The organism is Paracoccus versutus (assembly GCF_029909795.1).
Lineage (GTDB): Bacteria > Pseudomonadota > Alphaproteobacteria > Rhodobacterales > Rhodobacteraceae > Paracoccus > Paracoccus versutus.
In genome coordinates this window covers 346,461-361,677 of record NZ_CP038197.1, presented here as the reverse complement: position 1 = coordinate 361,677, position 15,217 = coordinate 346,461, and the positions used below count along the sequence as shown (strand labels likewise).

At 65.5% G+C, this 15,217-nt stretch carries 13 protein-coding genes; 2 read left to right on the top strand and 11 right to left on the bottom strand.

Going from position 1 to position 15,217, the window contains the following annotated elements; translation table 11 throughout:
* Nucleotides 1-41 precede the first annotated feature (41 nt).
* From E3U25_RS12780 to E3U25_RS12765, 4 genes are all read right to left on the bottom strand, one after another.
* A complete protein-coding gene (locus E3U25_RS12780) occupies nucleotides 42-1,013 on the bottom strand; it encodes a TRAP transporter substrate-binding protein (protein WP_166435592.1) in 972 nt (323 codons plus the stop codon).
* A 129-nt stretch (nucleotides 1,014-1,142) separates the two neighbouring features.
* Nucleotides 1,143-2,609 carry an aldehyde dehydrogenase gene (locus tag E3U25_RS12775; protein ID WP_116222671.1) on the bottom strand — a complete coding sequence of 489 codons (1,467 nt, stop codon included), beginning with the start codon at nucleotides 2,607-2,609 and terminating at the stop codon, nucleotides 1,143-1,145.
* A 107-nt stretch (nucleotides 2,610-2,716) separates the two neighbouring features.
* The gene (locus tag E3U25_RS12770) at nucleotides 2,717-3,556 is read right to left on the bottom strand and encodes an SDR family NAD(P)-dependent oxidoreductase (RefSeq protein ID WP_116222670.1); all 840 of its coding nucleotides are present in this window, start codon (nucleotides 3,554-3,556) and stop codon (nucleotides 2,717-2,719) included.
* Between the two features lie 444 nt (nucleotides 3,557-4,000).
* Nucleotides 4,001-4,918 carry a LysR family transcriptional regulator gene (locus tag E3U25_RS12765; RefSeq protein WP_208861646.1) on the bottom strand — a complete coding sequence of 306 codons (918 nt, stop codon included), beginning with the start codon at nucleotides 4,916-4,918 and terminating at the stop codon, nucleotides 4,001-4,003.
* A gap of 485 nt (nucleotides 4,919-5,403) precedes the next feature.
* On the opposite strand from E3U25_RS12765, the gene E3U25_RS12760 reads away from it, so the two are divergent.
* Together E3U25_RS12760 and E3U25_RS12755 are read left to right on the top strand one after the other, a co-directional pair.
* On the top strand, nucleotides 5,404-6,312 hold the full coding sequence (locus tag E3U25_RS12760) for a LysR family transcriptional regulator (RefSeq protein ID WP_166435590.1): 909 nt from the start codon (nucleotides 5,404-5,406) through the stop codon (nucleotides 6,310-6,312).
* Nucleotides 6,313-6,576: 264 nt separating this feature from the next.
* Entirely contained in the window at nucleotides 6,577-7,212 is a 636-nt protein-coding gene (locus E3U25_RS12755) for a hypothetical protein (RefSeq protein WP_147304540.1), read from the top strand.
* Here the strand turns inward: E3U25_RS12755 and E3U25_RS12750 are convergent.
* From E3U25_RS12750 to E3U25_RS12720, 7 genes are all read right to left on the bottom strand, one after another.
* Nucleotides 7,160-8,806, bottom strand: a complete 1,647-nt coding sequence (locus E3U25_RS12750) for an electron transfer flavoprotein-ubiquinone oxidoreductase (protein ID WP_116222666.1) — start codon at nucleotides 8,804-8,806, stop codon at nucleotides 7,160-7,162. The two genes, E3U25_RS12755 and E3U25_RS12750, sit on opposite strands and share 53 nt — an antisense overlap.
* A 129-nt stretch (nucleotides 8,807-8,935) precedes the next feature.
* Complete coding sequence (locus E3U25_RS12745; RefSeq protein WP_166435564.1) at nucleotides 8,936-9,091, bottom strand: hypothetical protein; 156 nt, start codon at nucleotides 9,089-9,091, stop codon at nucleotides 8,936-8,938.
* A 255-nt stretch (nucleotides 9,092-9,346) separates the two neighbouring features.
* The gene (locus E3U25_RS12740) at nucleotides 9,347-10,813 is read right to left on the bottom strand and encodes an aldehyde dehydrogenase (RefSeq protein WP_116222854.1); all 1,467 of its coding nucleotides are present in this window, start codon (nucleotides 10,811-10,813) and stop codon (nucleotides 9,347-9,349) included.
* Between the two features lie 16 nt (nucleotides 10,814-10,829).
* Nucleotides 10,830-11,600 (bottom strand): SDR family NAD(P)-dependent oxidoreductase, encoded by a 771-nt coding sequence (locus E3U25_RS12735; protein WP_116222664.1) that lies wholly within the window; start codon nucleotides 11,598-11,600, stop codon nucleotides 10,830-10,832.
* Between the two features lie 16 nt (nucleotides 11,601-11,616).
* A complete protein-coding gene (locus E3U25_RS12730) occupies nucleotides 11,617-13,116 on the bottom strand; it encodes an aldehyde dehydrogenase family protein (RefSeq protein ID WP_116222663.1) in 1,500 nt (499 codons plus the stop codon).
* 130 nt (nucleotides 13,117-13,246) lie between these two features.
* The gene (locus E3U25_RS12725) at nucleotides 13,247-13,903 is read right to left on the bottom strand and encodes an acyl-CoA dehydrogenase family protein (protein ID WP_244295293.1); all 657 of its coding nucleotides are present in this window, start codon (nucleotides 13,901-13,903) and stop codon (nucleotides 13,247-13,249) included.
* A gap of 40 nt (nucleotides 13,904-13,943) precedes the next feature.
* Nucleotides 13,944-15,197 (bottom strand): CaiB/BaiF CoA transferase family protein, encoded by a 1,254-nt coding sequence (locus E3U25_RS12720; RefSeq protein ID WP_116222662.1) that lies wholly within the window; start codon nucleotides 15,195-15,197, stop codon nucleotides 13,944-13,946.
* Nucleotides 15,198-15,217: the final 20 nt, after the last annotated feature.

Sequence of the window (15,217 nt, the reverse complement as noted above, 5' to 3'; positions counted from 1 at the left end):
GGAACCGGCACCTGGAGAGATGCCGCTCCGATGCGTCGTGCCTATTCGGCGCTGTCCCGGAAGGCTTGCAGCACCTGCGTGCCCGCCTGCCCATTGTCCTCGATTTCCTTGGCCCAGGAAACGGTGACGTCGTTGATCAGCGCCTGCCATTGTTCCATCTCCTCCGCCGGCGGGGTGGAAATCTGCCAGTCGTGGTTGGCAGCCAGGTCGTCGCGCACCCGGCTTTCCTCGGCGTCCAGCCATTCGCAAAGCGCGGTCTGAGCATCTGCGGCAGCGGTGGCGAAGATTTCCTGGTCCTCGGGGCTCAGCCGATCCCAGGCCGTCGTGCTGATGGTGTAAAGCAACGTGCCGCCGCCAAGTTCGACCCCTTCGACCGCGTTGTTCAGCACATCCTCGAGCCCGAATGTCGGCGTCGAATGATAATACCACAAGGCGCCATCGACGGTGCCTCGCGACAGGCTGTCGAACATTTCGCCGGCGGTCAGCTGGATCGGCGTCGCCCCCAATGCACGAACCGTCTTGTTCATGGCCGACCCAGCCGCGCGGAGCTTCAACCCTTTCAGGTCCGCGAGCCCCCCCACCGGCCTGTTCTTGGTCGCGATCTTGAGCGGCGGAATGGTCGAGGCGAAAAGGACGCGCATTCCCTGCCCCTTCAGTTCCAGCTCGTCCAGGATCGCGCCCGGCTTGGCCACATTCCAGAACATCCGCGTTCCCTGGCAGGCGGAGGCATACATCCCTGGCAGTTCGGCCACCGAGGAAAGCGGCAGCTTGTCGGGCGAATAGGCCGGGATCACCATGGCCAGTTCCGCCAGGCCCGACCGCTGCACCGCAATGACATCCTTGCCCAGTTGACCGGCAGGATAGACTTCGAAGGCGATCCGGCCTTCGGATGCCTTGGTGACCGCTTCCGCGAAAACCTTGCCGCCCTGCGTCCACAGATAATGATCTGCGGGAAAGACATGCGCGAACTTCAGCGTTTCCGCCTGTGCGGTGGCCGCCAGGGCAGAGGTCATCAGACCTGCTGCCAGAAGCCGGCAAATTCCATGGACCATTCCTTCCTCCCGATTTTGAAGACTGATGTGCGGTCATTATGTCCCCCTGGGCCAAGATGGCCGGGCGGGCTTTCCTTTTTGATTGCGCCGCTATTTCTCCAGCGCATCCACCATTTCGCGCGGCATGCCGATGGAGCGGCATTCGACATAGGCGTCGAAAGCCTCGAGCCCGGCCTCGCGGCCGATGCCGCTGCACTTCCAGCCGCCGATCGGGGCATGGAAACCAACCAGATTGCCGTTCAGCTCGACCACGCCGCTGCGGATGCGGCTGGCGACACCAAGCGCCCGGTCGAAATCGCCGCTGAAGACCGCACCGTTCAGCCCATAGGCCGAATCGTTGGCGATCGCGATCGCGTCCTCGTCGTCCTTGTAGGTCAGCACCGTCAGCACTGGGCCGAAGATCTCCTCCTGCGCGATCCGCATCTTGCGGTCGACATCGACGAACAGCGTGGGGTCGATGAACCAGCCCCGATCCAGCCCGAGGGGGCGGTCGCCGCCGCGAACGATCCGGGCACCCTCGGCCTGCCCGATGGCGAGATAGTCCGCGACCCTGTCCCTTTGCCGCTTGCTGACCAAGGGCCCGATCTGCGTGGCCGGGTCCAGCGGATCGCCGATCGGCATCGAATCCATCAGGGCGACGATCCGGTCGATCAGTTCCGAGGCGTGCCGTTCGGGCACCACTATCCGCGTCTTGCCGCTGCACACCTGCCCGTTGTTGCGCAGCGAGGCGGTGCGCAGCATCTCGACCGCCTGGTCGAAATCGGCATCGTCCAGGATGATCGCCGCCGATTTCCCTCCCAGTTCCAGCGAAACCCGGCGCAGATCCTGGCCACACAGGCTGGCGATCCGCCGCCCCGCCGCGGTCGAGCCGGTAAAGGAAACCTTGTCCACCGAAGGATGGGTGACGAGGTATTCGCCGATCTCGCGCCCCGCAGGGACGATGTTGATCACACCCGCGGGAAAGCCTGCCGCCGCGGCCATCTCTGCCAGCAGATAGGCATCGAAGGGCGTCTCGGGCGCCGGCTTCAGAACCACCGTGCAGCCCGCAAGCAGCGCCGGGATGATCTTGATCATCGTCACCAGCTGCGGGGCGTTCCAGGGCACGACCGCCGCCACCACGCCGATCGGCTCGCGGGTGACCAGCGCATTGCCGGTCCGCGAACGGCGGAAGCTGCGGAACGGGTAGTCGTCCACGATCTCGAGATAGCTGTCGATCAACAGCCGCGCGCCGATGGACTGCATCCCTTTCGACATGGTGATCGGGCAGCCCATTTCGGTGGAGACAAGCTCGGCCAGCGTATCTTCATGGGCCCGGAACTGCGCCCCCAGCCTGGCGACGGCGGCCTTGCGCTCGGCCAGCGGCATGCGGGGCCAGGGACCGTGGTCGAAAGCCTCGCGGGCCGCGGCGATGGCGCGGTCCATATCCTCGCGGGTTCCGTCGGGCACCGAACCAAGGGCATCTTCGGTGAAGGGCGAGATCACTTCGATACGCCCGTCCGATGCGGGCTTGATCCACTGGCCACCGATATAAAGCTGATCGTATCGACCTTGCCACATGCGTTTGCTCCTGTTTGGGATTGCCGAAGCACGGCGGATCGGCAGCGATCCGGGCACATGCTTCGGTAGACGGGAAATGATGCGGCGGGCCTTGCCTGCCGCCGCTCTCAATTGGCGAATGTGGTTGAACGCGACAGGTCGAGCCAGGCCTGCAACTCGTCCCCTACCGCGGCCACCGTGGTGCGGCGGGCTTCGACCGCGTCCTCGCCCAAGGGCAGGCGCAATGGCGGTTTCTCTTGCGCGACGATCTTGCACAACACCGCGCCGAATTTTTCCAGATCATTGGGTTGCCGCCCGCTTGCCTGCGACACGCCGGCCAGGGCACGGTTCAGATCGGCATAGTCCGACGCTGGATTGATCGCGCTGACCAGGGATGGGCCACGGAAATCCGTGCGGAAGGCGCCCGGCTCGACGATGGTCACCTTGACGCCGAAGGGGGCCACCTCCTTGGAAAGCGCCTCCGAATAGCCCTCGACCGCGAATTTCACGGCACTGTAGAAGGCAAAGCCCGGATATGCGCTGAAACCGGCGATAGAGGACAGGTTGATGATGTGGCCTGCGCGTTGACGCCGCATGATCGACAACACCGCGCGCGTCATCTCGACAAGCGAGAAGAAGCCCACCTCGAACAAGGCGCGATAGGTGTCGGCGGGCGTTTCCTCGGCCGGCGCAGCCACGCCATAGCCGGCGTTGTTCACCAATACGTCGATGCGATCGAAGAACGACAGGGCGCGGGCGACCACATCAGCGGTGCGGTGGATATCGCGCGCATCAAGGTGCAGCGACCGCATCCGGTCTGGAAATTCCGCGGCAAGGCCGTGATCGCCATCCTTCGCAAGGACCGTCACCACGACATTGTCGCCTTGGGCCAGGGCTGCGCGCGCCGCCGCCGCCCCCAGGCCCTTGTCGGCCCCGGTGATCAGCCAGGTGCGGGCCTCTTTGTCCATGTCCAGTCCTCCCCCCTTTTCATGCTCCCCTCATCAGGCTAGTCCGGGTCAGGCGCTGGCTGTAGTCGGTTATGCAAATACAGATTGTCTCGCAAATCGTCCCAATCCCGATCAAGGACAGGCCCGATCAAGGACAGGGACGTCACGCCTTGCGCAGCTTCGATCTTGTCGGCCGGCATGGCAGGTTCTCGGCATTCGGGCGCGCGCACGGGGGAAGTTCAGCAGTTACAATCTGGAGGCCAACTGCCTAGCCTATTCGACCCGCAACCTGCGCTTGGCCAAGGCGGACCCGACAATCCAAAGATGCCGATAAAAGCGCCCAGGATGGGGCGTCTTTCCGAAAACCCGACAAGCCGGTCCATTTCTCTGCATGATCACCCCAAAGGGCGCATTCAAGGCACTGATCCAGAGCCCTTCAACGAGGCCGGATTGCCTGCAATTGCATCAGTTGCGGCTATCCGCCGCTTCCAGCACGTGGCGGCAACTGGAAATCACGTTGCGGATGATGTCCTCCTGCAGCCGGCCTTTGCGACAGGCGGCAATGATCCTGACCTGCTGCAGGGGCTCTTCCAGCGGTATGCAGACCAGCCTGTCCCCCTGATAGGTGATCGCATTATGCGGCTGGAACATGCTGAAGGTGAAACCGAGGCCCTTGCCGACCGCAGACCGGACCAGCTCATAGGACGAGGACGAAAACGCTATTGGCGGCTTGATCCCCCTTGCGTAAAGCAGATCCAGCATCGTCCGTCCGGGAATTTCCCGGTCCAGCCGCACATAGGACAGCCCCTCCAGATCCCCCAGCGCAAGCCGTTTCCTGCCCGCCAAGGGACTGGAGGCGGGCAAGACCACCTTGGCCTCGACCTTGGCCAGATCGACCACGTCATAGCCCTCACGCTCGAAGCAGAGATCGTAGAGCATCATGATGTCGATATGGCCCTTGTTCAGCTGCTCCAAAAGATTGGGGTGGCTGCTCTCGACAAAGTCCAGTTCGACCTTGGGCCAGATTTCCCGGTTCCGCATCAGGATCGGAATGGCGAAGACATAGACGAGCGCGAGATAGGTTCCGATCTGGACCTTGCCGCCGGCATCGGTGCGCAAGTTGCGTGCGCCCTGCGCCCATTTCTCGGCCTCGGCCAATACGCCGCGTGCCATCTGCTCAAGGATTTCGCCGGAAGGGGTCAGCTTGACGCCATGCGCGGGAAATCGGTTGAACAGCCTGGTGCCGGCGATCGCTTCGAGATTGTCGATCGCGGCAGAGATCGCCGCAGTCGAAACGCCCAGTTCCTTTGCCGCGCTGGCAATGCTGCCCAGTGCGGCCGTCGCGCGGAAATAGGAAAGTTGTCTCAAGGTGAACCGAAGCAAGGCAATCTCCCAATGTGCGGTGAAAATGCAGAACGCCGGTCGGTCGGAGCGGCCAAGGCCCCGGTCCGACGACAGCCGCAGCATCCAGCAGACAGACCGGCTTCGTCGCGTCCGGGGCAGGTTATGCCAGCGGACTCGGAGGGTTCAAGCGCAACATCCGGTAGAACGGCGTTCCCGCTCGATAAGACCGGACAGGGGGCGGCGGATGTGGATTGCTGCCCCCCCTGCGGCGCGACCCGCAGGCTGGAGCGATGAAAGGCGCCCGTTCGACGAAACGACCGCGGTCCTGTCGGATGGCCGTCTTCCCCCCGCAAACGATGCGCGCACCTTCAGCGCTGACATCCTGCGTGACGATCTGCATGGCGGGATCCCGCAGGTCGCTCACCGGCATCGAAACCGTCAAAGCGACGGGGCGCCCTCGTCCTCTCCGCGCAACCCGGAAGATGCATATTGTTTCATAAATGGTTCCAATTTATGCTGCGGAAATGAATTTCGAGGATCTGCGCAGCTTTGGCATGGTCGTGCAGCATGGCGGCTTTACCGCTGCCGAACGCGCCACGGGCGAGCGCAAGGCCAAGCTCAGCCGCCATATCCAGCGGCTGGAAAGCGACCTGGAAACCCAGCTGCTTTTTCGTTCGACCCGCAGCCTGCGCCTGACCGAAGCCGGCCGGGCGATCTATGAGCAATGGCAGATCGTCGAGAGCAGCCTTGAGGACGCCGAAGCCATCGCCGTCGAGTTCAGGTCGCGCGTGTCGGGCGATCTGCGGGTCAGTTGCCTGCCGGGGCTAGCGCGCTATCTTGGCCCGAAATTCGTGACGGACTTCCTCCGCGACTACCCCGAGGTGCGGCTGGAACTGCACGTGACGACGGAAAAGGTTGACCTGATCAACAAGCGTTTCGATCTGGCGATCATGGCCGAGGTCAATGAGCGCAGCAATCCCTCGCTTCTGACGCGCAAGCTGGGCGAGACGCGCAGCATCCTCGTGGCCTCGCCGGCGTTCCTTGCCCGCCATCCCGGAATCACGCTGGAGGGCATAAAGCAGCTGCCGACCGTCAGCGTCGGCGGCGACTATCTTTCGGCCGGCTGGGCGGGCAGCTGGAAGCTGCGCAACGACAAGGGGGCAAGCTACACGCTGCGGCACCGGCCGGTGCTGGTGAGCAATGATTCGGCAATGATCCGGGACGCGGTCATAGAAGGCGGCGGCATCGGCCTGCTGTCGCTCCAGACCTGCGAAACGGCCCTGGCGCAAGGCACCTTGAAGCAGATCCTGCCGGAATGGCATTCCCTCTGGGGCCGCATCAGCATCCTGTTTCCCGACAACAGGCGCATGTCCCCCGCCGCCCGAGCCTTCATCGAGCATATGTCCAACTCCGCGCGGCAGAAAATCGGCTGAGGACTCCGGGCCGCCGGAAGCCGATGCGCTGATTTCCAGCCAGATCCGGCAGGAAATCAAAGCTAAATTTTTCCTATCATATAGCAAGATATAATAATCTTTTCCTATCAACTGAAACCCGTTAGCAATGTGATTGTGCGGGCGAGATGGCTTTGCGAGCCATTCACCCGACGGCCGGGGACGAACAATCTGAACAACCCGACGATGCGGCCATAGCCTGCACGATTCGAAAAACATTACCCATAGCAAGGAGAATAAACCATCATGCTTGGTAAGCTAATCGCTGCGGTATCGCTTGTTTCGATGTTGAGCATCGGCGCCGCCTGCGCCCAGGACGGAACGCAACCGGAACAGTTCCCGATCCGCGACGACTGCGCGAATCCGGTCGAGCCGCATCTCAAGGAAGGCTGTGCATTTCTTGATGAGATTCTCGCCGCGTTCATCGGAAACGATGCTGAAAAGTTCGCCGATATAAACCACTATCCCCACGTTCGGATCACCAATCAAGGCACCAAGATCTGGGACACGCGCGACGACTATTACAAGGACAACACCGCCGAGATCCTTGCAGCAAAGGAAAAATCCGAACGATTCCCAGGATGGGTCAACGGCCGATGGGAAAAGCGCCAGCTTATCCAGTTCGACGACAGCCAGATGCATTTCGCCGTGTATTTCTCGCGCCTCCCTGCGGCAAAACCCATTCGCCGCCGATCAAGTTGCGCTTACAGTCCTGCATGCCTGCCTCCTGCTGTCGGGCAAGGATTTGCCTCAAGAAACTGGCAGGATTATTCCCTATCCTCGGCGATCAGACCGCCAAGAAGGGTTGGCGATCGACAAGTTTCCCTTGTCACATATTCGGGTAATTCGGCCCGTCTCCGCCTTGAGGCGTTGTCCATTTGATGTTCTGGCTGGGGTCCTTGATGTCGCAGGTCTTGCAATGCACGCAGTTCTGGAAGTTGATCTGGAAGCGCGGGCCGCCCTCGCCCTCCAGCACCTCGTAGACCCCGGCCGGGCAGTAGCGCTGCGCGGGTTCCGCATAAAGCGGCAGGTTCACCGCGATCGGGATCGCGGGGTCCTTCAGCTTCAGGTGGCAGGGCTGGCTTTCCTCGTGGTTGGTGAAGGAAAACGCCACGTTGGTGAGGCGGTCGAACGACAGCTTGCCGTCCGGCCTGGGATAGTCGATGGGCTGGAAATCGGCGGCCTTGCCGGTGGCCTCGGCATCCGTCTTGCCGTGCTTCCAGGTGCCCAAGGGGTTCCAGCCGGTCAGGTTCGCCACCCACATGTCGAAGCCGCCAAGCGCCAGCGACGGCCACAGCCCCAGCTTCGACCACAGCGGCTTGACGTTGCGGACCGGCTTGAGGTCGCGGGCGATGGGGCCGGAGCGCAGGTCGGCCTCGTAGTCCGTGAGCTCGTCGCCCGCGCGGCCGGCGGCGATGGCGGCCGCCGCCGCCTCGGCCGCGGCGATGCCCGAGAGCATGGCGTTGTGGTTGCCCTTGATCCGCGGCACGTTCACCAGCCCGGCCGAGCAGCCCAAGAGCGCCGCGCCGGGCACCGCCAGCTTCGGGATCGACTGCCAGCCGCCCTCGGAGATGGCGCGGGCGCCGTAAGCCACGCGCTTGCCGCCCTCCAGCAGCTCCGCCACCATCGGGTGGTGCTTGAAGCGCTGGAACTCCATGTAGGGATAGAGATAGGGGTTGGCATAGTTCAGGTGCACGACGAAGCCGACCAGGACCTGGTTGCCCTCGAGGTGATAGATGAAGCTGCCGCCGCCGGCGTTCTTGCCCAAGGGCCAGCCCATGGTGTGGGTGACGGTGCCGGGGCGGGCCTTGGAGGGGTCGATCTCCCAGATCTCCTTCATGCCGAGGCCGAATTTCTGCGGCTCATGGCCGGCGGAGAGGTCGTATTTCTGGATGAGTTCCTTCGCCAGCGAGCCCCTCACGCCCTCGGCGATCAGCACGTATTTGCCGCGCAGTTCCATGCCGGGCTCGTAGGCCGGGCCGGGGGTGCCGTCGGCATTCAGCCCCATCTCGCCGGCGACGACGCCCGCGACGCGTTGGCCCTCGTAGACCAGCTGCGAGCAGGCCATGCCGGGGAAGATCTCGACCTCCAGCGCCTCGGCCTGCTCGGCGAGCCAGCGGCAGACATTGCCCATCGAGACGATGTATTTGCCGTGGTTCGACATCAGGGGCGGCATCGGCCAGTTCGGGACGCGGACCTGACCCTGCGGGCCGAGGATGTAGAAATTGTCCTGGGTGACTTCGGTGCTGACCGGGGCGCCCTTGTCCTTCCAGTCCGGGATCAGCTTGTCGAGGCCGGCGGTGTCGAGCACGGCGCCCGAGAGGATATGCGCGCCGATCTCCGAGCCCTTCTCCAGCAGCACGACGCTGAGGTCGGGGTTCACCTGCTTGAGCCGGATCGCCGCCGACAGCCCCGCCGGGCCGCCGCCGACGATCACAACGTCGTATTCCATCGACTCGCGTTCAATTTCGGACATGGCTCGGCCTCCCTGGCTGGCTGGTGGCGGTTGCGGGGTGGGGCGGGGGGCTCTGCCCCCCGCGCCCCGGCGGCCCCTCGATGGGGCCGCAGGGGCGCTCCCCCCGGAGTATTTGCGGAACAGAGAAGTTCAGAGCTTGCCGGTCAGTTCCGGCACCAGGCTGAACAGGTCGCCCACCAACCCGTAGTCGGCGACCTTGTCGGCCTGCCCTTTCCATGACGCGGCCCGCTCGGCGAAGAGGCCGGTGATGCTGAAGCCATCCCCCATGACCAGCCTGTCGCTCATGGCCTGGATCTTGGCGTCCAACCATCGGCAGGGATGGCGCCGACCGCTGGCGCCCGCCTGGGCCATTGCGGCACGGGCATCTTGCGGCCGGGTCCGCATCGAAAGCGCCAGGGCCCGCGGGAAAGGCGGTGATCTGCCTATGCGCCAGCTTCCGCGGGATCCTATCCGCGGCGCCGGCGGCCGGGACGGCACGCGTCGGGGCCGGTGTCGAGGGGGTCAGGCGGGGCATGGTCGTCTCTTCCGAAAATGCCGCGATCAGGCGAAGGTTTCCGCGTAAGCTGCGGGCAGGCCGATGGATTTCATCTCGACATAGGCGTCGAAGCCCTCGATCGCCGCCTCGCGGCCGATGCCGGACTTCTTGAAGCCGCCGAGCGGAGAATAGAACCCCGCCCCGGCGCCGTTGATGTCGACCGAGCCGGTGCGGATGCGGCGTGCGACCGCGACCGCATGGCCGTCGTCACCCGAAAAGACCGAGCCGTGCAGCCCGTATTGCGAATTGTTGGCGATGGCCACCGCCTCGTCCTCGCTGTCGTAGTTCAGCACGGCGAGGACCGGGCCGAAGATCTCTTCCTGTGCGATGGTCGCGTTCTGGTCCACGTCGGCGAAGATCGTCGGCTCGACGAACCAGCCGCGGCCCAGGTGGCCGGGGCGGCCGCCGCCGAGGACGAGCGTCGCGCCCTCGGCCCTGCCCCTGGCGACATAGCCCTCGACCCGGTCGCGCTGGCGGGCGCTGACCATCGGGCCGATCTCGGTCGCCGGGTCCATCGGGTCCCCTACCGGCATGGTGCCGACCATGGCCGCCAGGGCATCCAGGATCTCGTCGCGGCGCCGCCGCGGCACCAGGATCCGGGTCTTGTTGCTGCACACCTGCCCCGAATTGCGCAAGGAGGCAAGGCGCAGGTTCTCGACCGCCTTGGGGATATCGGCATCGTCGAGGATGATCGCCGCCGACTTGCCGCCCAGCTCCAGCGTGATACGGCGGATCTCCTGCCCGCAAAGCCCGCCCAGGCGCTGCCCGGCGGCGGTCGAGCCAGTGAAGCTGACCTTGTCCACGCCCGGATGCAGGCACAGGTATTCGCTGGTCTCGCGGTCGGCGGGCAGCACGTTGACCGTGCCCGGCGGCAGCCCGGCCTGTTGCACCAGCTCGGCCAGCAGATAGGCGTTGACCGGGGTTTCCGGCGCCGGCTTGAGGATGACGGTATTGCCGCAGAGCAGCGCCGGAGTCATCTTCAGGATTGCCAGCAGCAGCGGCGCGTTCCAGGGCACCACGGCGGCGACCACGCCCATCGGCTCGCGCAGCACCAGCCCGTTGCCAAGTGGCGTGCGGCGCAGGTCGCTGAACGGGTATTGCGGCGCGAGTTCGAAGAACACGTCCATCAGCACCCTGGGGCCGGCGGCCTGCATCCATTGCGAGGTGCTGATCGGGCAGCCGTTCTCAGCCGTGACCAGCCTGGCGATCAGATCCTGCCGCTCGGCGATCAGGTCGCGCAGCCGGGCCAGCACCTCGATCCGCTCGGGCAGCGCCATGCGCGGCCAGGGGCCGTGGTCGAAGGCCATGCGGGCGGCGGCCACGGCGCGGTCGGCATCGGCCCTGTCGCCCGAGACCACGCTGGCGACCGGCTCTTCGGTCATGGGCGAGATCACCTCGACGAAGGTGCCGGAACTGGGTGCCACCCATTCGCCGCCGATGAACAGCCTGTCGGTTCGTCCTTGCCAGATCATGTCGTCCCCCATCCCGTCAGCGGCAGGTGTAGCCGCCGTCCACCGGCAGCGCGATGCCGGTGACGAAGGACGCGTCGTCCGACAGCAGCCACAGCGCGCCATGCGCGATCTCGATGGGTTGCGCGGCGCGGCCCATCGGCACGATGGCCATCAGCTTCTGGCGGTTCTCCTCGGTCTTGTCCTCGTCGCCCTTGCGGCCGAAGAACAAGGGCAGCATCGGCGTGTCCACCGGGCCGGGGCAGATCGCGTTCACGCGGATGCCGTCCGCGGCATAGCGCTGCGCCAGCGACATGGTCAGGCCGATCACCCCGAATTTCGCCATGGAATAGATCGGCGCCATCATCGAGCCGACCAGCCCGCCCACCGACGAGGTGAACAGGATCGAGCCGCCGCCGCGCTGGCGCATCAGCGGGCCGGCCGCCGCGGCGCATTGCACCGCCGAGGTCAGGTTCAGGTTGACGGTAAAGTCGTAATCCGCCTTCTCCATCTCCTCGAATTGCGCGGGGCCGGGCGTGCCGGCATGGGCCCAGAGCAGGTCCAGCCCGCCCAGCCAATCGGCGGCCTCGCGGATCACCCGGCCGCATTCCTCGGGCCTGGACAGGTCGGCGACGAAGCCCCTGGCCTTGCCGCCCGCTGCCAGGATCTCGTCCACCACGGCCTGCGTCCGCTCGGGGTGGATGTCGACCACCGCGACGGTGGCGCCTTCCTGCGCAAAAAGCTTGCAGCCGGCGGCGCCCATGCCCGAGGCGGCGGCGGTCACGATGGCGCGCTTGTCCTTGAGGCGCATGTCCCGGTTCTCCCCGTCAGATGTCGAGATTGAAATTGATGGTCTTCAGCTCGGTGAAGGCCTCGATGGCCGGCCAGCCGCCCTCGCGCCCGATGCCCGAACGCTTGACGCCGCCCATCGGCGCGTTGGGGATGCTGGCATAGCCGTTGATGCCGACCGAGCCCGAGCGGATGGCACGCGCCACCCGGAAGGCCTGCGTCACGTCGGCGGTCCAGAGCGTCCCGGCCAGCCCGTATTCGCTGTCGTTGGCGATGCGGATCGCCTCTTCCTCGGTCTCGAAGGGGATGACCGACAGGACCGGGCCGAAGATCTCTTCGCGGGCGATGCGCATGTCGTTGGTCACGCCCACGAACATGGCCGGGTTGACCCAGTTGCCGTTCGCCAGATCGCCGCCGGGCCGGTCGCCGCCGAAGGCCAGCATCGCGCCCTCGGCCTTGCCGCTTTCGACGAAGCCCAGCACGCGTTCCAGATGCGCCCTGGTGATCATCGGCGCCGAGGTGGTGGCGGCGTCGAAGGGATTGCCGAAGCGGACGTTCCTGACCTGCTCGGTCGCGTGGTGGACAAATTCGTCCAGCACCGAGACATGCACCAGCGCCCGGCTGGAGGTCGAGCAGACCTGCCCCGACAGGAAGGTGGAACACAGCCCCATCAGCGTGGTCGCCGCCCCCGCGACGCTGCGCGCCTGCGGAAAGACGATGCCCGCGCTTTTCCCGCCCAGCTCCAGCGACAGCCGCTTCATGTTCAGCCCGCTGGCATTGGCGATCCGTTCGCCCACCGCGGCCGAGCCGGTGAAGCTGACCTTGTCCACGCCGGGATGGCCGGCCAGCGCCGCGCCGGTCCCGCCCGCGCCGGTGACGAAGTTGAACACGCCCTCGGGCAGGTCGCTTTCGGCAAGGATCTGTGCCAGCCGCGTGGCGGCGAGGTTGGTGTTCTCGGACGGTTTCAGCACCACGGTGCAGCCGCAGGCCAGCGCCGGCCCCGCCTTCATCGCGAACATCGCCAGCGGCGCGTTCCAGGCGGTGATCAGCCCGGCGACGCCCACCGGCTCGCGAAAGCTCATGTAATGGAAGTTCGAGGCGTCCGAGAATTGCGGATAGGTCTCGCCGGTGATCTTGTCGATCCAGCCGGCGTAATGGTCGAAGATGTCGGCGCAGGCCTTGCCCGACAGGCGCGAGTTGCGGCTGAAATGATAGGGAATGCCGTTGTCCAGCGTCTGCAGCTGCGCGAGCTCCTCCTCGGCGTCGTAGATGCGTTCGATGATGCGCTGCAGCATGCGCTTGCGGTCCTGCGCCGCCATGCGCGGCCAGGGCCCTTCGTCAAAGGCCCGGCGGGCGGCAGCGACGGCCATGTCCACGCCGCGCCGACCGGCCTCGGCAAAGCTGGTCATCACCTCGTTGGTCGCGGGGCTGACCTGGTCGAAGCGCGGACCGTCCCAGTCCACCCACCTGCCGCCGATGAACATGCGCCCCGGTTGCACCCCAAGCCGGTCCCGGACATCCAACAGACTGAAAGACATGGCTTCCCCTTCCCCCCTGCAAGCCATGCCCGGTCAACCGGGGGACACCCCCGCGGCCAGCACATCCATCTTGCGAATTCCCCATGCGCGGCCCTGCGCCGCGCCCTCGCGCAAATCTACTTTTAGGAATTTAATTTTGCAATACGAAATTATGGTATGCCCTGGGAATCCCGCTGGCCGCCCCGGCGGGCGGTGCCCTCAATACGACTTCGGCAGGCCGAGTCTCTTCTCGGCGATGTTGGACAGAATGAGCTGCGGGATGATCGGGGCGATATAAAGGATCATCACCGCGCGCAGGAAGCGCCCGACATGGTATTCCTTGGCATAGCTCTAGCCGCCATGGGTCAGCATCGCGTTCTGGCAGGTCGCCACCGCCGCCTGCAAGGCCAGCAGCTTGGCCGCTTTCGCTTCGGAAACGGCAGGGCTTGCCTTCGTCCCACAGCCTTGCGGCATGCAGCATCATCAGCTTCGCCCAGTTCTGCGCCAAGGGATGCCGGATGCCCTGGTTCTGGCCGATGGGCCGGTCAAAGACCGCCTGCACCGCGCCGCCCGCTTCCGCCATGGCCTGCAAGAAGACCGCCGCCTCGGTGATGCCGATCCCGGTCCCGCCATAGGCCTCGGGCATGGCGATGCCCAGCCAGCCGCCGCCCACGCAGGCGTAATAAAACGCCTCGAGAAAGCCGCCCTCGCGGTCGCGTTCCGGCCAGCAGTCGGGGTCGAATTTCGACGCGATCCGCAACTCCGCGTCCCGGATCGCCTGCTGGTCCGGGACCGGGATGGTCGCCATGGGGGCGCTCGCAAGCCGGCGCGCCCCCCCTGGCGCAAGATCAGATCACATTGCGCGCCTTGAGTTCGGCCAGGGCGGCATCATCCAGCCCCAGCAACTGCCCCAGCACCCCGGCATTGTCCGATCCCAGCAGCGCCGCCGGCCGTTCCAGCCCCACGGCGGAGCCCGACATGTGGATCGGCACCCCGCCCCCGACGGCGTCGATCTTGCCGTCCACCGGATGTTCCAGCTGCTGCAGGGTGCCGGCGGCGAAGAGCGCGGGGTCGGACAGGCTTTCCAGCGCCGTGCGCACCGGCACGCAGGGCACGCTGCGTTCGGTCGCCAGCATGCGGATCACCTCCTCCGAGCTGTGCTGGCTGGTCCAGTCCTCGATCAGCCGGTTCAGCACGTCCGCATTCGTCGCCCTGGGCCCGCGCGAGGCAAAGCGCGGATCCTCGATCAACTCCGGCCGGCCCATCGCCTCGAAGATCGAGCGCGTCCAGGCATCGTTGGCCGCGGCGATCGAGACATGGCCGTCGCGGGTCGCATAGACGCCGAAGGGCGTCAGCCGGTTGTGATAATTCCCGGACCGCGCCGGGAAGCCGTGGCGCTGGAACACGTCGAAATGCTCGAAGGCCAGCAGCGAGCTGAGGCATTCCAGCATCGAGACGACGACATGCTGGCCCTTGCCCGTCCGGTCGCGCTGGCGCAGCGCCGCTTGCACCCCGATCACCGCGTAAAGCGGCGCCAGCAGGTCGCTGATCGGCAGGCCGAAGCGCATGGGCGGGCCGTCCTGGTAGCCGGTGGTGTCCATCGCCCCGCTCAGCGCCTGCACGGTGATGTCCATGGCCTTGACGCCGGGATAAAGGCTGGGCCGGCCCAGCCCGGTGACGGAACCGTAGACGATGCGCGGGTTGATCTTGCGCAGCGTCTCGTAGTCGACGCCCAGCCGCTCGACCACGCCGTCGCTGAGGTTCTCGAAGACCACATCCGCATGCTTGACCAGTTCGTGGAAGATGCGCCGGCCGTCGTCGGTCTTGAGGTCCAGCGAGACCGATTTCTTCGAGCGCGCGCGGGCAAGGATCGACAGCGAGATGTCGCCATCCTCCAGCGCGTCGAAATGGATGCCGTCCTTGCCGTAGAAGGGCGGGTTGAAGCGGGCGATGTCGCCGCCCTGCGGCGCCTCGATCTTGATGACCTCGGCCCCCAGCCCCGCCAGCAGCAGCGTGCCGTAAGGCCCCGCCAGCGCAACGGTCAGGTCGAGAACCCGCACCCCTTCCAGCGGGCGCGGCGCGGTCGCAGTCTGTTCGGTCAAGATAATCCCCCCTTCGCTCG